Annotated in this window: 24 protein-coding genes and 2 pseudogenes; 17 read left to right on the top strand and 9 right to left on the bottom strand. The window is 72.6% G+C overall.

Translation table 11 applies throughout. The features are described from left to right. Positions 1–8: 8 nt before the first annotated feature. Positions 9–128 (top strand): annotated as a pseudogene (locus E1212_RS31135) (transcriptional repressor); the annotation flags it as partial. Positions 129–174: 46 nt separating this feature from the next. Continuing rightward, positions 175–606: an SRPBCC family protein gene (locus E1212_RS16545; RefSeq protein ID WP_131984384.1), complete on the top strand. Its 432-nt coding sequence runs from the start codon at positions 175–177 to the stop codon at positions 604–606. A 16-nt stretch (positions 607–622) separates the two neighbouring features. On the opposite strand, the gene E1212_RS16540 is transcribed toward E1212_RS16545, so the two are convergent. Next, positions 623–1,087, bottom strand: a complete 465-nt coding sequence (locus E1212_RS16540) for a hypothetical protein (protein ID WP_131984382.1) — start codon at positions 1,085–1,087, stop codon at positions 623–625. Between the two features lie 290 nt (positions 1,088–1,377). Between E1212_RS16540 and E1212_RS29500 the strand changes: the two genes are divergently transcribed. The 4 genes from E1212_RS29500 to E1212_RS16520 all read left to right on the top strand — a co-directional run bounded on the left by E1212_RS29500 (position 1,378) and on the right by E1212_RS16520 (position 3,905). Further along, positions 1,378–1,956 carry a hypothetical protein gene (locus E1212_RS29500; protein ID WP_162605509.1) on the top strand — a complete coding sequence of 193 codons (579 nt, stop codon included), beginning with the start codon at positions 1,378–1,380 and terminating at the stop codon, positions 1,954–1,956. Then, positions 1,953–2,372, top strand: coding sequence for a phage holin family protein (locus E1212_RS16530; protein ID WP_131984380.1), 420 nt, complete (start codon positions 1,953–1,955; stop codon positions 2,370–2,372). Before E1212_RS29500 ends, E1212_RS16530 begins: the two co-directional genes overlap by 4 nt. Beyond that, positions 2,369–2,911: a DUF3618 domain-containing protein gene (locus E1212_RS16525; protein WP_131984378.1), complete on the top strand. Its 543-nt coding sequence runs from the start codon at positions 2,369–2,371 to the stop codon at positions 2,909–2,911. The genes E1212_RS16530 and E1212_RS16525 overlap by 4 nt, the downstream gene beginning before the upstream one ends. Before the next feature lie 112 nt (positions 2,912–3,023). Then, positions 3,024–3,905 carry a manganese catalase gene (locus tag E1212_RS16520; RefSeq protein ID WP_131984376.1) on the top strand — a complete coding sequence of 294 codons (882 nt, stop codon included), beginning with the start codon at positions 3,024–3,026 and terminating at the stop codon, positions 3,903–3,905. Between the two features lie 84 nt (positions 3,906–3,989). On the opposite strand, the gene E1212_RS16515 is transcribed toward E1212_RS16520, so the two are convergent. Beyond that, the gene (locus E1212_RS16515) at positions 3,990–4,421 is read right to left on the bottom strand and encodes a DUF4383 domain-containing protein (RefSeq protein ID WP_131984375.1); all 432 of its coding nucleotides are present in this window, start codon (positions 4,419–4,421) and stop codon (positions 3,990–3,992) included. A gap of 244 nt (positions 4,422–4,665) precedes the next feature. Between E1212_RS16515 and E1212_RS16510 the strand changes: the two genes are divergently transcribed. After that, a complete protein-coding gene (locus tag E1212_RS16510) occupies positions 4,666–5,169 on the top strand; it encodes a hypothetical protein (protein WP_131984373.1) in 504 nt (167 codons plus the stop codon). A gap of 109 nt (positions 5,170–5,278) precedes the next feature. Here the strand turns inward: E1212_RS16510 and E1212_RS16505 are convergent, their stop codons facing one another. The 3 genes from E1212_RS16505 to E1212_RS16495 form a co-directional block, all read right to left on the bottom strand. After that, positions 5,279–6,637: a Dyp-type peroxidase gene (locus E1212_RS16505; RefSeq protein ID WP_203416921.1), complete on the bottom strand. Its 1,359-nt coding sequence runs from the start codon at positions 6,635–6,637 to the stop codon at positions 5,279–5,281. A gap of 133 nt (positions 6,638–6,770) precedes the next feature. Next, positions 6,771–7,715 carry a GlxA family transcriptional regulator gene (locus E1212_RS16500; protein ID WP_203416920.1) on the bottom strand — a complete coding sequence of 315 codons (945 nt, stop codon included), beginning with the start codon at positions 7,713–7,715 and terminating at the stop codon, positions 6,771–6,773. Between the two features lie 240 nt (positions 7,716–7,955). Beyond that, on the bottom strand, positions 7,956–8,495 hold the full coding sequence (locus E1212_RS16495) for a hypothetical protein (protein WP_131984367.1): 540 nt from the start codon (positions 8,493–8,495) through the stop codon (positions 7,956–7,958). 144 nt (positions 8,496–8,639) lie between these two features. On the opposite strand from E1212_RS16495, the gene E1212_RS16490 reads away from it, so the two are divergent. The 3 genes from E1212_RS16490 (at position 8,640) to E1212_RS29495 (ending at position 11,712) form a co-directional block, all read left to right on the top strand. Beyond that, entirely contained in the window at positions 8,640–9,176 is a 537-nt protein-coding gene (locus tag E1212_RS16490; protein WP_131984365.1) for a hypothetical protein, read from the top strand. 137 nt (positions 9,177–9,313) lie between these two features. Next, a complete protein-coding gene (locus E1212_RS16485; protein ID WP_131984363.1) occupies positions 9,314–10,060 on the top strand; it encodes a DUF1775 domain-containing protein in 747 nt (248 codons plus the stop codon). Positions 10,061–10,077: 17 nt separating this feature from the next. After that, on the top strand, positions 10,078–11,712 hold the full coding sequence (locus E1212_RS29495; RefSeq protein WP_162605508.1) for a copper resistance CopC/CopD family protein: 1,635 nt from the start codon (positions 10,078–10,080) through the stop codon (positions 11,710–11,712). 301 nt (positions 11,713–12,013) lie between these two features. On the opposite strand, the gene E1212_RS16465 is transcribed toward E1212_RS29495, so the two are convergent. Continuing rightward, entirely contained in the window at positions 12,014–12,208 is a 195-nt protein-coding gene (locus E1212_RS16465; RefSeq protein ID WP_131984359.1) for a hypothetical protein, read from the bottom strand. Between the two features lie 139 nt (positions 12,209–12,347). Between E1212_RS16465 and E1212_RS16460 the strand changes: the two genes are divergently transcribed. Then, entirely contained in the window at positions 12,348–12,713 is a 366-nt protein-coding gene (locus E1212_RS16460) for an ArsR/SmtB family transcription factor (protein WP_131984357.1), read from the top strand. Between the two features lie 219 nt (positions 12,714–12,932). On the opposite strand, the gene E1212_RS16455 is transcribed toward E1212_RS16460, so the two are convergent. Continuing rightward, entirely contained in the window at positions 12,933–13,277 is a 345-nt protein-coding gene (locus E1212_RS16455; protein ID WP_203416919.1) for an ArsR/SmtB family transcription factor, read from the bottom strand. 65 nt (positions 13,278–13,342) lie between these two features. Between E1212_RS16455 and E1212_RS16450 the strand changes: the two genes are divergently transcribed. The 6 genes and pseudogenes from E1212_RS16450 (at position 13,343) to E1212_RS16425 (ending at position 18,264) form a co-directional block, all read left to right on the top strand. Next, positions 13,343–14,422 (top strand): flavin-containing monooxygenase, encoded by a 1,080-nt coding sequence (locus tag E1212_RS16450; RefSeq protein ID WP_203416918.1) that lies wholly within the window; start codon positions 13,343–13,345, stop codon positions 14,420–14,422. Beyond that, positions 14,419–15,645, top strand: a complete 1,227-nt coding sequence (locus tag E1212_RS16445) for an MFS transporter (RefSeq protein WP_131984351.1) — start codon at positions 14,419–14,421, stop codon at positions 15,643–15,645. Before E1212_RS16450 ends, E1212_RS16445 begins: the two co-directional genes overlap by 4 nt. Positions 15,646–15,648: 3 nt before the next feature. Next, positions 15,649–15,798, top strand: a pseudogene (locus E1212_RS31130) (three-helix bundle dimerization domain-containing protein); the annotation flags it as partial. Positions 15,799–16,006: 208 nt separating this feature from the next. Next, a complete protein-coding gene (locus E1212_RS16435) occupies positions 16,007–16,417 on the top strand; it encodes an arsenate reductase ArsC (protein WP_131984349.1) in 411 nt (136 codons plus the stop codon). Between the two features lie 237 nt (positions 16,418–16,654). Then, the gene (locus tag E1212_RS16430) at positions 16,655–17,089 is read left to right on the top strand and encodes a hypothetical protein (protein ID WP_203416917.1); all 435 of its coding nucleotides are present in this window, start codon (positions 16,655–16,657) and stop codon (positions 17,087–17,089) included. Then, positions 17,086–18,264, top strand: coding sequence for a zinc-dependent alcohol dehydrogenase (locus E1212_RS16425; RefSeq protein WP_131984347.1), 1,179 nt, complete (start codon positions 17,086–17,088; stop codon positions 18,262–18,264). The genes E1212_RS16430 and E1212_RS16425 overlap by 4 nt, the downstream gene beginning before the upstream one ends. Before the next feature lie 161 nt (positions 18,265–18,425). On the opposite strand, the gene E1212_RS16420 is transcribed toward E1212_RS16425, so the two are convergent. Together E1212_RS16420 and E1212_RS16415 are read right to left on the bottom strand one after the other, a co-directional pair. Beyond that, positions 18,426–19,235, bottom strand: a complete 810-nt coding sequence (locus E1212_RS16420) for an alpha/beta fold hydrolase (RefSeq protein WP_131984345.1) — start codon at positions 19,233–19,235, stop codon at positions 18,426–18,428. Positions 19,236–19,291: 56 nt separating this feature from the next. Further along, positions 19,292–19,942, bottom strand: a complete 651-nt coding sequence (locus E1212_RS16415) for a TetR/AcrR family transcriptional regulator (protein ID WP_131984343.1) — start codon at positions 19,940–19,942, stop codon at positions 19,292–19,294. Positions 19,943–19,944 lie beyond the last annotated feature (2 nt).

Here is a 19,944-nt window from a genome sequence, read left to right as displayed (position 1 = left end):
TCAACGAGATGGTCCACAACGACGAAGCCGACACATACCACGCACCAAGCGGCGAACAGCGGTTCCGCTCCTGCAGCCGCGACCACCATCACCACCTGATCTGCAGGAAATGCGGCAAGGCCACCGACATCCCTCGGGCCCGTTGGACGCGCCGGCCGCGGGTACTGGGCGCCCATGACGACCTACACCCACTCGGCGGAAGCCGACATCGCGGCCGGCACGCTCTTCGCCTTCCTGGCGGAGCCCACGAACCTGCCCCGCTACTTCCCGCAGATGACGGCCGCGGAGCCGCGCGGCGGCCAGAGCGTGCACGTCGAGGCGGACGTCCACGGCGAGCATGTCGGCAGCGAGGCCTGGATCCGCTCCGACCCCGCCGAACGGACGTTGAGCTGGGGCGCAGAAGGCCCCGACGACTATCACGGTGAGCTGCGCATCGACGAGGTCGCCGCCGGCCGATCCCGGATCACGGTGAACCTGCACAGCGTCCGTGAGGCGGAGGGCGAGGAGGTCCAGGAGGGTCTGGAGCGCACCGTGGCCGCGTTGACCCAGGTCGCGACCGCCGACGACCAGGCCGAGGCCCGCGGGCCGCGCGAGCCGCAGGCCTGACTCAGCTCCGCCTGAATCAGCTCGGCCGGCCGATCGCGTCAGCGGTCGCGACCGCCGCCAGCCCGTAGGCGGCATGGGGAACGACGTCGGCCAGCCAGTCCGCGGCATCCCACTGCCTCGGGTGGGTGCTGCCCGAGGCGATGGCGGGGACGTTGCCCACCGTCATCGCCGTCGCGCCCACCGCCGCAGCGACCACCCAGAAGGGCCGGCGTCCGCGGACATGCGGCTCCGCCAGAACGTAGGACATCGCCAGGCCGACGCCGGTGGCGTAGCCCGACAGCACGCCCGCCGCCTCCCTGCGATGGGCGGCTCGTGGCTCGTCTCCCAGGCGCACACCGGCACGTCCGGCCAGAGTGCCGACCGCATCCGCGGGAACCGCACTGGCAGGCCGTCCGCGCACCAGCATGTCCGCGTACGTGGCCAGGTTGAGGGCCGTGGTCGCCACCGTGCCCACCACCAGACCGCGGGCCCAACGGTTCATCGTCGTCTCCTGCGCGCGGTGGGTGCGGTCTCGGCGGCTGGGTGTTCAACGACCGAGACCTGAACCGTCCGGCCTCCCGGAACGCCGGCGATCTACGGCTCCTCTACCCCGTCGGCGCTGCTTCACTCAGCCGGCGGGCGACGGCATCACGGAAGATCAGTCCACTGACGAAACCCCTCGAACGTGTCGTTTCCGCCGATGTGGGGCGGGTATGGGCGGCGCTCCAGGACATCGACGCCGGCGGGCATCCAGGCCGGTGCGATGACACACCAGACGGAGGGGGATCCCCGATGACCTACCGCGACAATCCGCTCAGCCCTGGCGGCGGGATCGCCGAGCCGCCCGGCCCGGCGGGCCACGCGGCCCCGCCGCCGCAGCCGACGGAGCTGCCGTTGCCGGGCGACCCGCCGGAGACGCAGGCGACGCAGGAGACGCAGGCGACGCAGGAGAACACGTCGACCACTGAGACCGCCAAGGAGGAGGCGTCGAAGCTCACCCATGAGGCTCGCCGGCAGGTGCGCGACCTCACCGGCCAGACCCGCGACGAGCTGGCATCGCAGGCGAGACAGCAGAAGGACCGCGCCGTCGGCGGGTTACGGGCGCTGTCGGATGAGCTGCGGTCGATGTCCGGCAGCACCGAGCAGTCCGGCATGGCCGGCGACCTGGCGCAGGAGGCCGCCCGCCGGACGGGTGATTTCGCCGGCTGGCTGGACAGCCGCGAACCCAGCGAGCTGATCGACGAGGTGCGCACGTTCGCCCGCCAACGACCCGGCCTGTTCCTGACGCTCGCCGCCGGAGCGGGCGTGCTCGCCGGCCGCCTCACCCGGGGGATGACCCAGGCGGCATCACCGCAGGACACGTCGTCATGAGCGACCTCGAGCACGAGCCGTCGCACGCCGCGCGCTCCGAGGCCTCACTCGGCGACCTGCTCGGCGAGGTGAGCCGCGACCTGTCGACCCTGGTCCGGCAGGAGGTCGAGCTGGCCAAGGCCGAGCTCCAGCAGTCGGCCGGCCGAGCCGGCCGCGGCGCGGGCATGTACGGCGGCGCGGGCCTGGCCGCCTGGCTCACGTTGCTGTTCCTGTCGATCGCCCTGTGGTGGGCGATCGCCGACGCGACCGGCCACGGCTGGTCCGCGCTGATCGTGGCCGCCCTCTGGGCGGTCGTCGCCGCCGTGCTGGCGGCCAGGGGCCGCTCCGAGATGCGCCGCGTCCGGGGCACGCCGCGTACGACCGAGACGGTCAAAGAGATCCCGGACGCACTCAAACCACAGGAGAACCCACGATGACCAACGATCCCGATCGGATCCGGGCCGACATCGAGCAGACCCGGAACGAGCTCAGCGACGATGTCGACGCCGTCCGCGAGCGGGTGCGGCCGAGCGCCATGGCCAGGCGTCAGGGCGATCGCGTCCGCGGCGCCATGGGCGGCCTCAAGGACCGCGTCATGGGCGCCGCCTCCGACGTGACATCCACCGGTGGCGACGCGGCCTCCTCGGTGCGCGACAACGCGTCGGCCATGACGGACAAGGCGGGTGAGGCTCCCGCGATGGTGCGGGAGCGGACGGCGGGCAACCCGCTGGCCGCGGGCGTCATCGCGTTCGGCGTCGGCTGGCTGGCGTCGACCGTCATCCCGGCGAGCCGGGCCGAGCGCCGCGCTGCCGGGACCGTGAAGGAGCAGGCGGCGGGCATGGCGCAGCAGGCGTCGTCGGTGGCCCGCGAGATGGCCGACGACCTGCGTGAGCCTGCTCGCGAATCCGTCGACGCGGTCCGCTCGAGCGCGGAGGATGCCGTCCGGACCGTCCGCGACGAGCGCAGCAACGGCTGATCGACCACGACACCAGCGACCTCGGAGGGAGGTTCGGATCGACGACCCGCCGTGGCCCGTCCGTCCGACGACGGGCCGCGGCTCGCACCATCGCAGAGGTGAGGCTCATCTCATGTTCTTCCACCGCCAGGAACTCCAGCACCAGGCCAAGCCCGACCGCCCCGACGCGATCTACGCCCGCAAGCTCCAGGAGGTGCTGGGCGGGCAGTACGGTGAGATCACGGTGGCCATGCAGTACGGGTTCCAGTCCTGGAACGTCCACATCCCCGGCAAGTACCGCGACCTGCTCTTCGGCATCGGCGCCGAGGAGTTCGGCCACGTCGAGATGCTCGCCACGATGATCGCGCAGCTGCTCGAGAAGGCGCCGCTCGGCGTCACCGAGGACGCCGTCCAGGACGATCCCACAGTCGCCGCCGTCGTCGGCGGCACGGACATCCAGCACGCCATCGTGGCTGGCGCCGGCGCCCGGCCGGTCGACAGCATGGGCAACCCGTGGTCGGCGGGCTACATCACCGCCAGCGGCAACCTGCTGGCCGACTTCACCGCCAACGCCAACGCGGAGATGCAGGGCCGGCTACAGGTCGCGCGGCTCTACAACATGACCGACGACGCCGGAGTGCGCGACCTCCTCGCCTTCCTGCTCGCCCGCGACACCATGCACCAGAACCAGTGGATCGCCGCTGCACGTGAGCTGCAGGAGGAGGGCATGGAGGACCTGCCCGTGCCGAGCAACTTCCCGTTGTCGCAGGAGAACCGCGACGTCGCCTACCAGTACATCAACTTCTCCGACGGCGAGCACGCCGGCGAGGGCTCCTGGGCGAGCGGGCCCACTCCGGACGGCAAGGGCGAGTTCGAGTACGTCGCGGACCCGCCCGGCGGCGTCCCGATGCCCCCGCCGACGCGGCCGGACTCCCGCCTCTACGGCACCACCGACCTGCCGAACGTCGTCGAGAAGGCCGCCGGCAAGGTCCAGGACGTCCTCCACAAGGAGTGACCGCGACGACGACACCCCTCGTGGGCGGCGGCACCCGGCCGCCGCCCACGGGAGGCTCGTACTCGAGCCGGGCGATCGCCGTCGTCAGACGTCGGTGCCGACGCGGCGCGTGTTCCGCCCGAGCGCGAGGCCGAGCAGCAGCATGCCGACGGCCAGTCCGAGGTGCAGCCAGTCGTCGGCGGCGTTGACCGGGACGAAGTTGGCCGAGCTCTCGTGGTCGACGAACAAGCCGTACAGCCACAGCACCAGGTAGATGATGCCGCCCCAGATGAGGTAGTTCCGCGCGCCGGCCGCCGTCCGGGCCAGGGCCAGTCCCGCGACGCCGAACAGCAGGTGCACGAGGTTGTGCAGGATCGAGACCTGGAAGACTCCCAGGAGCATCGCCTCGGACTCGTGCCCGGCGAACTCGATCGTGTCGAAGTCGGTGGTGACGCCGGGGATGAACCCCGCCACCCCGACCAGCAGGAAGACCACCCCGACGATCGTGGCCGCGGTCTGGACCGGGGTCGCCGTCATGCCTGTCCTGGATTGATCGTGTGCCATCGCGAGCACCCCTTTCGCAAGAGACGGAGCCGTGGGCATCGAACGATGCCGGCGGCCGTACAGCACGCCCTCGGTACCCACCGGCCCGGGCATCACGCCGACTGCCGGCGGCGTCCTTCCACGATCACTCGTGCTCGCGCCTCGCGATTGTCATTGTCATCGGCCCGCCGAACTGGGACGCTGATGTCGTGAGTGGGATCGGCCGGCTGGACCGCAGATGACTCACGCCGGCGACGACCCGGTCGTCACCGTCGCTGAGCTGGAAGATCTGGCAGCACGGGCGCGAGCCTTGGGCGAGGCCATCGAGGCTGCCGGAGCACGGCTGCGCGCCGTCCACGACAGTCCGGGTCGCGCCGGCTGGCGACTCGACGAGGCCGCCGGCGCCACGCGCGGAGTCATCCGCGAGCTGACGGCCGCGGCGGGCGACCTGGCGCCCGAGCCCGGGCACTCGATCTGCCCCATCACCTGGGGCGTCTGCCCCGAGCACGGGAAGACCCTCACCGGAACCGCCGGCCGCAGCTGGTGCCGTCATCCCGGATGCGGGCGCTCGTGGCACTATGACCGCACCTCCCTCGCCTGCACCGAACCCGTGGCGTTCCAGATTCGCACCGAGTCCGGAGACGGCGTCCTGATGTGCAGGGGCCACGCCGTCAGCACACTGGAACAACAGGCCGACGCCGTGCTCACCCCCGTCTCGGCGGACCACGCCGACGAGCCCTGACAGCGACGTGCCGGGAGCAGCACCGCGCCCGCGATGTCGAGCGTCGCCTCCTGCTCGCGCTCACCCGACACGCCCCAGGGGTCTCTGACGGATCTTCCGTCTGACACTCCTAGCCGAAGAGCGCCCGGGTGAGGCGCTCACCGTCGAACGGCCCTCCGGGGACGGCGAAGACGGCGCTGCCCGTGTGCTGCAGGAACCCGTGCAGCTTGTCGCTGCGCGACAGGGTGTCCTGCAGCGGGACGAACTGCGTGCCGGGGTCGCGGACGTAGGTCATGAACAGCATGCCGTTGTCCCAGTGCCCCATGCCCGGCTGTTGCGGGCCGTGGTCGTGCGGGGCGGTGCCCGGCGGGTGGGTGTGTCCCTCGTCGGGGATGCCCGCGCTGGCCGGCAGGACGAGGCCGTGGTCGTAGTTGTAGCTGCGCCGGAACATCGGCGCCGCGTCATGCGCGAGCCGGACATGCGCGTCCGCGCCGATGAGCGGCCGGCCGTCGGCGTCGCTCTTCGCCAGGTCCAGCGGCGTCCGCTCAGAGCCGCCGGACAGCGGGGCGCCGGAGTGCCGGTCGCGGCCCAGGGCCGCGTTCTGCTCGGCCGCCGTCGCCAGATCCCACATCGGCGTCAGCATGCGGATCTTGCGGAAGACCAGGTAGGAACCGCCGGCCATCCAGTCCGGCTCGTCCGCTCCGGCCCAGACCGCGGCCTCGAACTCCTCCGAGCCCGGCCGCAGGTTCGCGGTGCCGTCCAGCTGCCCGAACAGGTTGCGCGGCGTGCGACCGTCGCCAGGACTGGTCAGGAAGCCCTGATGCGTCCACCGGGCAGCGGCGATGCCGGGAACCCGGGCGCGGACCTCGCGGATCGCGTGGGCGACGACGGTGGGATCGTCGGCGCAGATCTGGACGACGACGTCGCCGCCCACCCATCGCGGTTCGAGCCGGTCGCCGTGGAACGCCGGCAGCTCGACGAGCCGTTTCGGCGCGGCCGCTGCCGGCCCGAAGTCGCCGCCGAACAGGCGCGGGCCGAAGCCGAAGGTCATGGTGAGGTCGGCCGGGCCGAGGCCATCGGTGACGCCGCTGTCGGCCACGTCGCGGTTGGCCCGGGCCGGCCCGGGCTCACCACGCATCAGGGCGGGCGCCAGCGCCGACAACCGGGCCAGCAGCTCGTCGAGGTTCGGCCGGTGGGGCTCGAGGACGTCGAAGGCGGCGATGCAGGCACAGAGTTGCTGGGCTGTTGCGATGCCGGGCTGGTGCCGCCGGTCGTCGATCGCCGCGGCGGTGGGCGCCGCTGACGCGGTGGGCGCCGCGGAGCCGGCGCTCGCGGACCCCGCCGGGCCGGTGTCGCGGCCGATCAGGTAGCCGCCCGTGCCGGACACCGCGGCGACGCCGGCGGCCGCCGCGGCGCCCAGCATCGTGCGCCGGTCGAACCGCCCCCGGCCGGTCCCGTCCGCGCCGTCGTCGTATGCCTCGTCCGTCACGCCGTGTGCCTCCACCTCGGTCCTGTCCGCTGACCCGTCCATGCTCGGCGGTGCGCGGCACGGGCCCCAGTGGCCACGGCGCCACCGTTCGACAGGTTTCCGCCAGCCCCGCAGACCGGCGGACGCCCGGGCGTCAGCCCGCCCGCGAGAACGCCTTCCGGTAGTCCCGCGGCGAGGTGCCCAGCACCCGCCGGAAGTGCATCCGGAGGCTGCCCGGCGTGCCGAAGCCGCAGCGCCCGGCGACCTGCTCGATCCCGAGGTCACCGCGCTCCAGCAGCTCGCGGGCCAGATCCAGGCGCGCCGTCAGGACCCACCGCATGGGCGTGACGCCGGTCTCGGCCACGAACCGCCGGGTGAGCGTCCGCTCGGACAGCCGCGCGTGCCGGGCGAGGTCGGCCACCGTCAACGGCCGGTGCAGCTGCCCGAGCACCCACGCCCGGGTCTCCGCGAGCGACTCCCCCTGTTCCGCGGGAACGGAGCGCTCGACGTACTGCGACTGGCCGCCGGTCCGGTACGGCGCGGCGACGATGTCGCGGGCGATGCCGTTGGCCACTGCCGCGCCGAGGTCGCTGCGGATGATGTGCAGGCACAGATCGATCCCGGCCGCGACCCCGGCCGACGTCATCACCTGCCCCTCGTCGACGTAGAGGGCGTCGCGGTCGACGCGCACCTGCGGGTACAGCCGCGCGAGCAGCTCGGCCTGACGCCAGTGCGTGGTCGCGGACCGGCCGTCGAGGATCCCTGCCGCCGCGAGGGCGAACGCGCCGGTGCAGATCGACACCACGCGGCACCCCCGTTCGTACGCGGCCCGCAGCGCGTCGAGGACGGCGGACTGCGGCGGCTCGCCGGGTGGCCAGAACCCGGGGACGACGACGGTGTCCGCGCCGGCCAGCGCCGTGAGCCCGCCGGCCACCCGCACCGCGAAGCCGCCCGACGTCATGACCTCACCCGGTTCCGCCGCGCACACCGTCACCCGGTACGGCGTGGGGTACCGCTCGGCGAACAGCTGCGCCGGAATGCTCAGGTCGAGGGCGACGACCCCGGCCAGCGCCAGCACCACGACGTCGTGACGAGGCACGGCCGGGGTGCCGTCCGCCGCCGGCACGGCGACGGCACGAGGGGAAGGGCGGACGGGACCGGCCGGCGGTGCGACCGGTGCCCGAGACCGTACGGGAACCGTCATGGCATGGAGTCCTCTCCGCGTCGACCTGACGGCGTGACCCGGGCGTGACGGGTCACGACCGTGGGAACGCCCGGCGGCAGCCTGGAGCGGCGCACGCCGGGAACGCCGGCGCGATGCATCGCGCCGGCGGATCGCTCAGATCGACAGGACGGGAGGACCGCGCCAGGCCGGCCCGGACCGCGGGAAGACCCCCTGCCGGACGGGGCAGCGTGCGGCGGCCGGAACCAGCGGCGGGCTGGGCGGGGGGACGAGCGTCACGCGCACGAGCAGGATCGCCTCGAGGACGACGCGGAGCGCGACGAGCGACCAGGCCAGCCGCTCACCATGGGCCAGGAGCAGGCCGACGACGACGGCGGCGAGCGCGTGGGCCGCCACCATCGAGACACTCGGGGTGACGGTGCCGTTCGCGGCGGCGCCGTGCTCGCCGCCGGCACTCAGCAGATGGAACACCACCTGCGAGACCGCGAGCACCGCGACGATGCCGCCGAGACCGCGCTGCCGGTCGGCCGCCGCCACGCACACCGCCGAGAGCAGCGCCCCGGCGACCAGGAGTCCGGACGAGAGATGTGGCGCTCCCCCACCGGCCACGTGCGCCGTCAGTGACAGGAGCAGGCAGAACCCGGCCAGCACTGCGCCGCGCACGAAGCGCGGCAGACCACGTCCGGGGGGCGGCACGCGCGTCATGCTACCGAAGCCCGGTGGCCGGTCACGCCCTGGCAAAACCCGGCCGCATGCCCTACCTTGGCTCGCCAACGAGCACAAGTGCGACGGCGAGATGTGACAGTGCCAGGCGGCTCCGACACGAAGGAGTGTCCGCACGTGACCGACGCAAGCCGCAGTGCCGGTCCCGGGCGGGGCCTGGCCCGGTTCGGCCGCGGCTTCCTGCTCGCGCAGGTCTGCCTGGCGCTGTCGGCCGGTGCTCATGCGGCCGCCGAGGGCACGGTCCATCTGACCGACGGGATGCTGTTCGCGTGGCTGCTGCTGTCCGCCCTGTGCGTGGCGGCGGCCGAACGGAGACGGAACCTCGCCGGCATCGCGACGGTCGTGGTGGTGTCGCAGGTCGTCCTGCACCTGCTGGCGCCGATCAGCACCCACGACGTCGCCACCGCCGCACCCAGCGCGGAGATGATCGGCTGGCACGTCGTCGCCGCCCTCCTGGCCAGCCTGCTGCTGGCCCACGGCGAGCGGCTGGCGTGGGCCGTGTGGAGCCTGGCCGGCCCGCCCCGGGTGCCGCTGACCCTCCACCCGGTGCCCGCCGTCGCCGGGCCCGCTCCCGTCGGCTGGGTCCGGCGCGTGCCCGTGCACGGCCGCGTCCACTCGGGCGGCGCGACGCGACGGGGACCGCCGGTGGCGTGAGCCCGGCTGCCGCCCGACGGCGGCCCGGCACCTCCGCGTCACCGCAGGCGGCATGCCTGCGCTCCCTTTCACGGGCGGCCCCGCCGTCCGTCACCCGGACCTGCCGGCGATGACCGCCGGTCGCAAGGAGCCCTCTCATGACCACTTCCCCCCTGCGTACCCTCACGCGTCTCGGAGCGGCCGCTCTCGGCGCGACGGCCCTGGTCGTCGCCTCGTCCGGCCTGGGCGGCGCGCACGTGACCGTCAGCCCGAGCTCGGGCCCGGCCGGGTCGTACGCCGTGTTGACGGTCGGTGTCCCGCATGGCTGCGACGGATCGCCGACCACCCGCGTCGCGATCGAGATCCCCGAGCAGATCCTCACCGTCACCCCGTCCGTCAACCCCAACTGGACCGTCGAGACCGTCATGGTCCAACTGGACACGCCGGTCACCGACAGCCACGGCACCGAGATCACCGAGCGGGTCGGCCAGGTCGTCTACACCGCGATCACGCCGCTCCCCGACCACCTGCGCGACGCCTTCGAGCTCTCCGTGCGCCTGCCCGAGGAAGCGGCCGGCGAGACGCTCGCCTTCCCCGCGGTCCAGACCTGCGAGCAGGGCGAGACGGCCTGGGTGCAGCTCGCCGCCGACGGCCAGAGCGAAGAGGAGCTGGACGCGCCGGCGCCGCTGTTCACGGTGACCGAGCCCGAGCCGGAGGAGGGGACGGCCGACCCGGCCGCCGACGAGGCGGCCGAGGACGAGCCGGTCGCGGACGACGTGACGGAGGCGGCCGCGGTGAGCGACGACGGCTCCGGCTCCGGCTGGGGCATCGCCGGACTGGTCCTCGGGGCGATCGGCGCTGTCCTCGGCGCCGTCGCGCTGTTGCGGACCCGACGGCAGGCGTGAGGACCCACCCGGGCCCGGTGACGCGGCGAGCGGGACTGCTCGCCGCGCTCACCGTGCTGGTCGTCGCGCTCCTGACGGTGGCGGCCGGTGGCCCGGCCGCTGCTCACGCGCAGCTGCTGTCGACCGACCCGGCGGACGGGACGGTGCTCGGCACGGCGCCCGCTGCGGTCACGCTCACCTTCAACGAGCCGGTCCGGCTGGTCGAGGACGCCGTGCGCGTCCTCGACCCGGCCGGGGCCGAGGTCGAGGTGACGACCCGCGCCGTCGACACCGACGTGGTCGCCGAGCTGTCCGCCGAGCTCCCCGACGGCACCTACGTCGTGAGCTGGCGGGTCGTCTCGGCCGACTCCCACCCGATCGACGGCGCGTTCACCTTCTCCGTCGGCGCGCCGAGCGACACCACGGCGGACGTGGCCGCCGACGAGGAGGACCGCGGTGTCACCGTCGCGACGATGGTCGCCCAGGCCGCCGCGTACCTCGGGCTGCTGGCGGCGGCCGGCCTCATCGTGTTCCGGGTCGCGCTGCTGCCCGCGCCGCACCACCGGACCGCGGGGGCGCGGCGGCTGCACGGCCTCGCGCTGGGCGGCGCGGTCCTGGCCATGGTGGGACTGCTCGCCGCGCTCCCGCTCGCCGGGGCCCGCGAGACCGGCGACGGTCTGGGTGCGCTGGCCGGCGCCGATGCCTGGTCCGGCCGGCTCGCCGCCGATCCCGGCCTGGCGGCGGGCCTGGCGGCCGCCGGACTGACGATCGGCCTGGCGACGGCGCGGCGGCCGCGACCCGGACCCGCGTGGTCCGCGCTCGCCCTGCTGGGCGCCGGCGTGGCCGTGGGTGCGCCGGCGCTCGTCGGGCACACGCGGACGTACGGTCCGGGCTGGCTCGTCGTGTCCAGCGACCTGCTGCACGTCGCGTGCGGCGCGGTGTGGCTCGGCGGGCTGATCGGGCTCTGGATCGTGCTGCGCGACGCGGACGCCGACCCCGTCGGCGCGGGGGTCGTGGTGGCCCGGTTCTCGGCCGTGGCCGCCGTGCTGGTCGCCGCCCTGTCCGTCGCCGGTGTCGTGCTCGGCTGGCGGATCATCGGCTCGTGGTCGAACCTGTTCGGCACGACGTACGGGGCGGCGCTGCTGGTGAAGGCCGGTCTCGCGGGCGTCGTCGTCGCCGTCGCCGGCTACAACCGGTACCGGCTGCTCCCCCGGCTGGCCCGCACGCCGTCGTGGCCGGTCCTGCGCCGGACCGTGGGCGTCGAGGCCGCCGTCCTGGTGGCGATCCTCGCCCTGACCGGCTTCCTCGTCGAGCAGAACCCGCGCGGGGAGCCCGTTGCCGAGGCGCCCGCCGTCGTCGCCGCCCGGGGCCAGCTCGGCGACGGTCGCGTCGACCTGACGCTGACCCCGGGCGCTCGCGGCGACAACACCCTGCGGTTCGAGCTCACGGACGCGGCCGGGGCGCCGCTGGTCCCGCACCACCCGCCGACGGTGCGGCTCAGCCAGCCGGCCACCGAGCTCGGCCCGTTCGAGCACACGGTGACCGAGACCGCTCCCGGCGCGTACGAGGCGACGGTGAACGTCCCGCTGTCCGGCGAGTGGATCGTCGAGGTCGCCGTCCGGGTCTCCGAGTTCGACGAGCCCATCGCCGGCATCACGGTGGAGGTGCGATGAATCGACCCGCGCCCGAGCGGCTCATGCAGACCACGGGCGTGGCAGGACGCGCCCGGCCACGTCCGCCCCCATGCGGCGGTCGAACGCGACGGCCGGGAGCGCGACGACGGCCCAGAACCCGCACCGCCAGCCGCCATCCAAGCCGCGGCAACCCGAGGGGGCAGCGCCGGCGCCATGCCGGAGCTGCCGTACCCGCGCGTTCAGCAACAGGTGGTGTCGCAGCAGTCGGTCGTCTGGTCATCGCAGCAGTCCATCGTCGCCACCTCCTCTCGTACTCGTGATCGGTGGGCGCCGGAGCGCCTCAGGCAGTCGTGCAGCAGGCGGTGCCGCGGCTCGTGGTGAGCACGGCCCATGCCTCGCGCAGCCGGTCGGCGGCTCGGGCGAGGCCGCTGCGGCGGCAGCAGGTCGCAAGGGCGACGAGCCGCTGACGGGCCGCTTCGGCGATGAGGTCGCGCCGGCGTTCGGTCGCGATCGTCTCGGGCAAGTACGGGTACATGACGCCTCCTCCAGCTCACATCGGCTGGAACATCCAGACCTTGTTTCGACGTTTATCTAAACACTGATTCGAAGAATCTCAAAGCAAGGTGCCGAAGATCTTCAAAACAGACGACTCCGACGGGTAGGCTGGAGCAACCATGAGCACCGCGACGATCGGCCCCGAGGCACCCGCGACCGCACGGCCGCTGCCGGTCCTGAACGACTGCTGCACGCCGACGTCAGCCATGAGCGACGACGACGCCTCCCTGCTGGCCGGCATGTTCAAGGCGCTGGCCGATCCGGCACGGGTGAAGATCCTGTCGATGCTGCTCAACGCCGCCGAGGTCTGCGCCTGCGACTTCTCGGCCGGCATCGGCAAGACGGCAGCCACCACCAGCCACCACCTGAAGCTGCTGCGCGACGCCGGCCTGGTCACCGGCGACCGGCGCGGCACCTGGATCTACTACCGCGTCATCCCCCAGCGCCTCGCCGCCATCCGCGACGCCCTGACGCTGGGCCAGTGAGGCGCCAGGCCGGCTGAACGTCGACAGGCTGACCTGGAATCGGCGTGCCCGGGCGCTCGAATCGGGACCAGAGCAGCGATTGCCCCGAACTGATCAGCTCCTTCGCCGAACGCTGCCGATCGACGGTGCGGATTCGTGCAGCGACTCAACGGCTTCCGGGAGAAGCGGACCTCCTCGGACCCGCGCCGCGTCTCGATCACCGCGAGGTCCTCGACGGGTTCAGCAGCAGACCTCGAGGTAGTTCTGCAGATCGTCGAGCGCGCGGGCCATGCCGTCCTTGTCGGCGCGGTAATAGACGGTCTTGCCGTCCCGGCGAGAGGTGACGATGCCGCCGCGACGCAGGAGCTTGAGCTGCTCCGACGCGGTCGACTGGCCGATGTCGGCGAGCTCGGCGACCTCCCCCACCGACAGCTCGGCGCCACGGGCGAACAGCAGCATGATCTTCTGCCGGGCCGGGCTGGCCAGGGCCTTGAGGAAGTCGAGCGTGGCGTCGCTGAGCTCGACCAGGTCGTCCGTCACCAGCGGCAACGACCTGCGCTCCCCCGCCGTCACGACTTCACTCACGGCACCGATCATACGCAACGTATCGTCATTTTGACATATCGCGATTCGTCGATATGTTGAGTGCCATGACCGCTACCGCACCCCCTGTGATCGTCGTCGGCGCCGGCCAGTCCGGCCTCGCCGCCGCCCGCGCCGTCCGCGACGCCGGCCTGCACCCCGTCGTCCTCGAGGCCGGAGACCGGCCGGCCGGCTCCTGGCCGCACTACTACGACAGCCTGCGGGTCTTCTCGCCCGCTCGCTACAGCGCCATGCCGGGGTTCCCGATGGACGGCGACCCCGACCGGTACCCCACCCGCGACGAGGTCGCCGACTACCTCGACCGCTACGCCCGGCACCTGGGTGTCGACCTCCGCACCCGCACCCGGGTGACCGCGGTGGAGGCCGACGGCACCGGGTTCGTCGTGCACACCGCCGACGGCGACGCGCTGCCGGCGGCGGGCGTGGTCGCGGCTTCCGGCTCGTTCGGCAGCCCGATCGTCCCGAACCTGCCCGGCCAGGAGTCGTTCACCGGCGACATGCTGCACGTCGCCGGCTACCGCAGCCCCGCCCCGTACGCCGGCACGCGCGTCATCGTCGTCGGCGGCGGCAACTCGGGCGTGCAGATCGCCTACGAGCTCGCCGCCGTCGCCGACCTGACGCTGGCCACGCTCGCGCCGGTGCACTTCCTCCCCCAGGTGATCCGCGGCCGCGACCTGCACCACTGGCTCGAGGTCACCGGCTTCGACCACCTGCCCGCGGCGTGGCTGCGCCACATCGTCCGCACGCCCCACGTGCTCGACACCGGCCACTACCGCGACGCCATCGAGGCCGGCCAGGTCGAACGGCGACCCATGTTCACCGCCTTCGACGGCGACAGTGTCGTCTGGGCCGCCGGCGACCGCGAGCACGTCGACGCCGTCGTCTTCGCCACCGGGTACCGGCCCAGCGTCGACTATCTGCGCCCGCTCGGCGCCTTGGACGAGAACGGCCTGCCGCTGCACGTCGACGGGATCTCCACCACGCACCCCGGCCTGGTGTATCTGGGCCTGGAGTTCCAGCGCTCGTTCTCCTCCAACACCATCCGGGGCGTCAGCCGCGACGCCGACTACGTCGTCGGACCGCTCGCCGCTCACGTCCAGCAGGCGCCCGCCATCATCGGCCTGTGAGCCGAACCCGCCGCGCCGAGGACCGCCGGACCGGACGGCCGGCCGATCCTCGGCGCGCGCTGGCCGCACTGTGCCTCACCCAGATCGTCGGCTGGGGCGTTCTCTACTACTCGTTCCCGGTCGCGCTGCCGGCCATCACCGCGGACACCGGCTGGTCCGACCCGTCGACGACGGCGGCCTTCTCGCTCGCGCTCGTGGTCGCGGCCGTCGTCGGCATCCCGGCCGGCCACGCCATCGACCGTCGCGGCCCGCGGCTCATCATGACCATCGGCTCGGTGGTCGGCGTCGCCGCGACCCTCGGCATCGCCGCCGCACCGGACATCGGCTGGTTCGCCGCCGCCTGGGTGGTCGCCGGGCTCGCCCAGGCCGCCACCTTGTACGCGGCCGCATTCACCGCGCTCACTCGCTGGTACGGCCCGCGCCGCACCCAGGCGCTGACCGTCCTGACCCTCGTGGCCGGCCTGTCCAGCACCATCTTCGCCCCGGTCACCGCCGCTCTCCTCGACCAGTTCGGCTGGCGGCAGACCTACGTCGTGCTCGCCGTCCTCCTGGCGGTCACCACCGTCCCCGGCCACGCGTTCGGCCTCGCCGCGCCCTGGCCCGCACACGACCACGCGGCCCACCCGCGCATGCGTCACGGGCACGTCCGCGCGGTCGCGACCAGCCGCACCTTCGTCTGCCTCACCATCGCCTCGGCACTAACCGTGTTCGCGATGTTCGCCGCGACCATCCACCTCATCCCGCTGCTCACCGACCGCGGCCTGTCCATGACGCTCGCCGCCTGGGCGCTCGGCCTCTCCGGCGCCGGGCAACTGCTCGGCCGCATCGGCTATGCCCCGCTGTCGCGCCGCACCACCCCGCGCTTCCGATCCGTCGCCATCCTCGCCGGCGGCGCCACGACCATCGCCGCCGTCGGGCTGCTGCCCGGACCGGCCGCCGCTCTCGTGGCCGCGAGCATCGTCCTCGGCATCGCCCGCGGCGCCTTCACCCTGCTGCAGTCCACCGCCGTCAGCGACCGCTGGGGCACCACCGGCTTCGGCACCCTCTACGGCATCCTCAACGCCCCCACCACCATCGCCATGGCCATCGCCCCCTGGGCCGGCAGCGCCATCGCCTCCGCCGTCGGCTCCTACCCGACCATGTTCACCGTTCTCACCGCGATCGCCGGTGCCGCCGCCCTCATCGCGCTCGGCACGGGGACGAGACCTCAGCGCGCGGGCTGAGGCATGCCTGCTCACCGAGCAGCCGGCACCGGCATCGTCACCGCGGAGACGGTGCACCGCCTCGTCGCCGAGTCCTACGTCGCGCTGCTGCGCACGTCGGCCGTGAAGCGGCACGTCCCGTCGCTGATCGAGCACTCCGCGTGGGAGCGGCTCACCTTTGTCGCCCGGGCCGGCGGCGCCACCGTGAAGGCCGTGCCGACGGACGACGTCGTCAGGGCCGCCGACGTCGTCATTACGATGGGCTGTGGCGACGCCTGCCCGGTCCATCCCGGCAAGCGCCACGAGGACCGGGACGTCGCCGACCCCGACGGCGCTGACGAGTCCACGCGCTGCTCGCCGACCTCATCGACACGGAGCCCAGGTGACCGACAAGCCCAGCGTGCTGTTCGTCTGCGTCCACAACGCCGGCCGCTCTCAGATGGCAGCAGGATTCCTCAGCCACCTCGGCGGTGGCGACATCGAGGTCCGCTCGGCCGGGTCCGCGCCCGCCGACCAGATCAACCCGGTCGCCGTGGCGGCCATGGCCGAGGTCGGCATCGACATCACGGCCGAACAGCCCAAGATCCTCACCGACGATGCGGTCCAGGCCTCCGACGTCGTCATCACCATGGGCTGCGGCGACGCCTGCCCGTTCTACCCCGGCAAGCGCTACGAGGACTGGGAGCTCGACGACCCGGCAGGCCAGGGCATCGAGGCCGTCCGCCCCATCCGCGACGACATCCGCGGCCGCGTCGAGGCGCTCATCGCCTCGCTGAAGGAGAGCGCCGGCTGATCCCGTCGGGCGCGAGATGACGGTCCAGCCGCGCGACGCCGACGTCCTCGTGGTCGGCGGCGGGCAGGCCGGCCTCGCCGTCGGCTGCTCGAACTCGGGTGCTCGCACGACGATCAGCCGCATGACGACCAGGTGACCGCGCGGCATCAGGACCATCCGGATACGCGTCCGGCCGCGGGAGTGTTCGCGAACGGTACGGGTACGGGGCGCGTCTCGGCAGGTGCGGGAGGAGACGAGATGAGAGTGATGATGACGGCGGCCGTCCTCGCCGGCGTCGGCCTCGGGATCAAAGCCGCGGCCGATCGCAGGGCCAAGCAGCGGGACCGCCGCGCGAACGGTCGCTGGCTGGCGGTGACGGTGTGCAAGCCGGTGGACGAGGTCGGTGCCGAGGGCCGGCTACCTGAGCCGTTGGCCCGTCTCGGTGACCACGTGGAGACACGGGTGACGTCGGCCCCCGCCGATCGAGGCACGGAACTCTACGCCCGCCCGCGCGCCCCGTCGCCCAGCGGGGAGGACCTGCGCTCTCTGCGCGTCGCGCTTCGGGAGGCGAAGTCGATCATCGAGACGGGCGAGGTCGTGCAGGCTGACGCGCACCCATCGGCGCATCCGGGGCCGGCCGGGAAGTTGCTGGCCATGGCGAATCGGAAGGCGAAGGGGGTGGGGCGGCTGTGAAGGCGTTGTGCTGGGAGGGAATCAACGAGGTCGCCGTCGAGCACGTGCCGGACCCGACGATCCAGAATGCTCACGACGTGATCGTCAAGGTCAGCCTGAGCACTGCTTGTGGTTCGGACCTGCACCTGCTGACCGGGCACATTCCGTTCATGGAGGCCGGGGACGTCATCGGCCACGAGTTCTGCGGCGAGGTCGTGGACGTCGGGCGCGCGGTGACGAAGCACAAGCCCGGTGACCGGGTGGTCGTCGCTTCGTTCATCGGCTGTGGTTCCTGTTGGTACTGCAAGCACGACCAGTGGTCGTTGTGCGACAACAGCAACACCAACCCGGGGCACACCGACCTGCTGTGGGGCGCGAGCCCGGGGGGCATCTTCGGCTACTCGCACGCGATGGGTGGCTTCAAGGGCAGCCACGCCGAGTACATCCGAGTGCCCTTCGCCGACACCACGGCGTTCCGGATTCCGGAACCGGTCAGTGACATGAGCGCCTTGTTCGCATCGGACTCGGTGCCCACCGGCTGGATGGGAGCCGACCTCGGTGGGGTGCAACCCGGCGATGTCGTGGCGGTCTGGGGCGCCGGTGCGGTCGGTCAGATGGCGGCGCGTGCCGCGCAATTGCTCGGTGCGGAGCGAGTCGTCGTGATCGACAGGTTCGATTACCGCATGAAGGCCGCCCGCGACGCATTCGGCGTGGAGACGCTGGACTACAGCCAGACCGATGTGGGCGCCGAACTGCGGGAGATGAGCGCGGGACGCGGCCCGGACGTGTGCATCGAAGCGGTCGGGTGCGAGGCGCACAGCTCCGGCCCCCAGTACGTCTACGACCAGGTGAAGAGCAAGCTGAAGCTCGAGACCGACCGCCCGATCGCCGTTCGCGAAGCCATCCAGGCCTGCCGCAAGGGAGGTTCGGTGTTCGTGCTCGGTGTGTTCACGGGGTGGGTCGACAAGTTTCCGCTCGGCGCCCTGATGAACAAGGGCCTGACGGTACGTGGGGCCCAGCAGCATGGGCAGCGATACATTCCGATGTTGCTCGATCGCATCGCCTTGGGCGACGTGCACACCGATTATCTGGCCACGCACGTCCTTCCCTTGGACGAGGGCCAGCGCGGTTACGATCTGTTCAAGAAGAAGGACGACGGGTGCCTGCGCACCGTCTTCCGTCCGGCGTCGTCGTGAGAACTGAACGCCCCGGAGTTTGCGGACGCTTCCGCGTGCGGCCCGTCGACCAGCCTCGGCTGGCGGCTGACGACCGCCCTTCGAAAGGCGCACGCCACGAAGGCCGATCCCGCACAACGCGCACGGAAGCGTCGAGCGCACGGTGTGAGAGGGAGCGAGCCCTATGCGGATGCGGGTCGTGCGTCTGCGGCGTGGAGGTGTGGGAGGAGGTGCTCGAGCACGAGGCCCGGGTCCTCGATCATCGGCAGGTGCCCCACCCCGGGCAGGGCCACATGCCTCCCGGAGAGGCGCTCGGCGATCCGCTCGCTCTGTGCCAGCGAGCAGGTGACGTCATGCTCTCCCGTCGCCCAGAGGGCCGGGCATCGCACGGCGGGCATCCAGCCCGTCGCGTCGGCGGTGTACGCCGCGCGCAGCACCCGGGTCACGACGTCGGCGCCGTGCCGGTTCGTGAGCAGCCGCACGGTGCCTACGACGTCCGCCGGCCGCCCGGGCGCCACCGCCTCCCGCGCCAGCCCGGCGAACAGGGCGTCCACGGCGTCCGCGTCGGCCGGGGCCGGTGAGTTCCCCCGCTCGGCGGCGTCGCCGGCCACGGCGCTACCCAGCCCGGTGATGGAGCGGATCCGGTCCGGCAGGGCGGCCGCGAGCCCGATGGCGATGGCACCGCCCAGCGAGCCGCCCACCACGTGCAGGTCCGACAGGCCGAGCTGCTCGACGAGGTCCACGCAGTCGGCGACCCATGCCTCGATGGAGAAGTCGTCGTCAGTGGACTCGCCATGACCGGCGAGGTCCACCAGTACACAGGTGCGCTCCGCTGCGAGCGCCGGGAGCAGGCCGAGCCAGCACTCCTTGCGCATGTTGATGGGGTGGACGAGGAGGACCGCCGAGCGGTTGCCGGCGAGCCCCGTCGGCGAGACCGTCGCGACGCTGAGGGCGTTGCCCCTGGAGGTCTCGATCGAGCTGAGTCGGAGCACGTCGCCCACTCCTTGCCGAGGTCGGTCAGGCAGCCACCAGCGATTCTGTAATCAGATTACAGAGATTTCGCCGACGCCGCCAGCCTTGCCTCGAGCAGCTCCTTGAAGACCGCGAGTGAACGTTCGGCCTGCTGCCGGTCCGCGGTGATGAGCAGGTCGGCCATGAGACCGCGGACGGTTGCGAGCACGAGACGGGCGATCGCCTCGGCCTCCTGCTCGGACCGGACGTGGCCCTCGAGGCTGCGCACGAAGTACGCCGACCACTGGCCGACCGCCGTGCTGGAGAACTCCTGGAACTTGTCAGGCTCCTCAAAGCTCCGCGACGTCAGGTGGAAGAAGAACTGCATGTCGGCGGGATTGGCCTGGTAGTGACTCCACCAGCGGTCCACGGCATCGGTGATGGTGCCGACCGGCTCGTTCTCGAGCTGGGTGACGATGTCGTTGCGGAGCGTGTAGACGATGCGGCCGAGCAACTCGTCCTTGCTACCGAAGTAGTAGACGAGCATGCGGCTGCTGGTGCCCAGCTGGGGCGCGAGGTTGTCGAGGGAGAAGCCGGCCAGACCCTGGCTGCGGACGATCTCGATGATGCGGCCGAGCAGCTCCTCGGCCTTGATGTTGTTGACCTGCGCGCGCGCCGGCGCCTTGTCCGCCGGTTTGCCGCCGGACCGGGCGGCCGGCTTCTTCGCCGGCCCACTGCTGGATTCCATGG

Source organism: Jiangella ureilytica, assembly GCF_004348545.1.
In the GTDB taxonomy this organism is placed as follows: domain Bacteria; phylum Actinomycetota; class Actinomycetes; order Jiangellales; family Jiangellaceae; genus Jiangella; species Jiangella ureilytica.
The sequence above is the reverse complement of the archived record's forward strand: the minus strand, read 5'-3'. Positions and strand labels throughout refer to the sequence as shown.

Bases quoted from the DNA above. Each gene is read 5' to 3' on its own strand.
- E1212_RS16510 (WP_131984373.1), top strand. From the start codon at position 4,666: ATGACTCACGCCGGCGACGACCCGGTCGTCACCGTCGCTGAGCTGGAA.
- E1212_RS16430 (WP_203416917.1), top strand. From the start codon at position 16,655: ATGAGAGTGATGATGACGGCGGCCGTCCTCGCCGGCGTCGGCCTCGGG.
- E1212_RS16525 (WP_131984378.1), top strand. From the start codon at position 2,369: ATGACCAACGATCCCGATCGGATCCGGGCCGACATCGAGCAGACCCGG.
- E1212_RS16515 (WP_131984375.1), bottom strand. From the start codon at position 4,421: ATGACGGCGACCCCGGTCCAGACCGCGGCCACGATCGTCGGGGTGGTC.
- E1212_RS16450 (WP_203416918.1), top strand. From the start codon at position 13,343: ATGACCGCTACCGCACCCCCTGTGATCGTCGTCGGCGCCGGCCAGTCC.
- E1212_RS16545 (WP_131984384.1), top strand. From the start codon at position 175: ATGACGACCTACACCCACTCGGCGGAAGCCGACATCGCGGCCGGCACG.
- E1212_RS16485 (WP_131984363.1), top strand. From the start codon at position 9,314: ATGACCACTTCCCCCCTGCGTACCCTCACGCGTCTCGGAGCGGCCGCT.
- E1212_RS16465 (WP_131984359.1), bottom strand. From the start codon at position 12,208: ATGTACCCGTACTTGCCCGAGACGATCGCGACCGAACGCCGGCGCGAC.
- E1212_RS16415 (WP_131984343.1), bottom strand. From the start codon at position 19,942: ATGGAATCCAGCAGTGGGCCGGCGAAGAAGCCGGCCGCCCGGTCCGGC.
- E1212_RS16520 (WP_131984376.1), top strand. From the start codon at position 3,024: ATGTTCTTCCACCGCCAGGAACTCCAGCACCAGGCCAAGCCCGACCGC.
- E1212_RS16540 (WP_131984382.1), bottom strand. From the start codon at position 1,087: ATGAACCGTTGGGCCCGCGGTCTGGTGGTGGGCACGGTGGCGACCACG.
- E1212_RS29500 (WP_162605509.1), top strand. From the start codon at position 1,378: ATGACCTACCGCGACAATCCGCTCAGCCCTGGCGGCGGGATCGCCGAG.
- E1212_RS16530 (WP_131984380.1), top strand. From the start codon at position 1,953: ATGAGCGACCTCGAGCACGAGCCGTCGCACGCCGCGCGCTCCGAGGCC.
- E1212_RS16460 (WP_131984357.1), top strand. From the start codon at position 12,348: ATGAGCACCGCGACGATCGGCCCCGAGGCACCCGCGACCGCACGGCCG.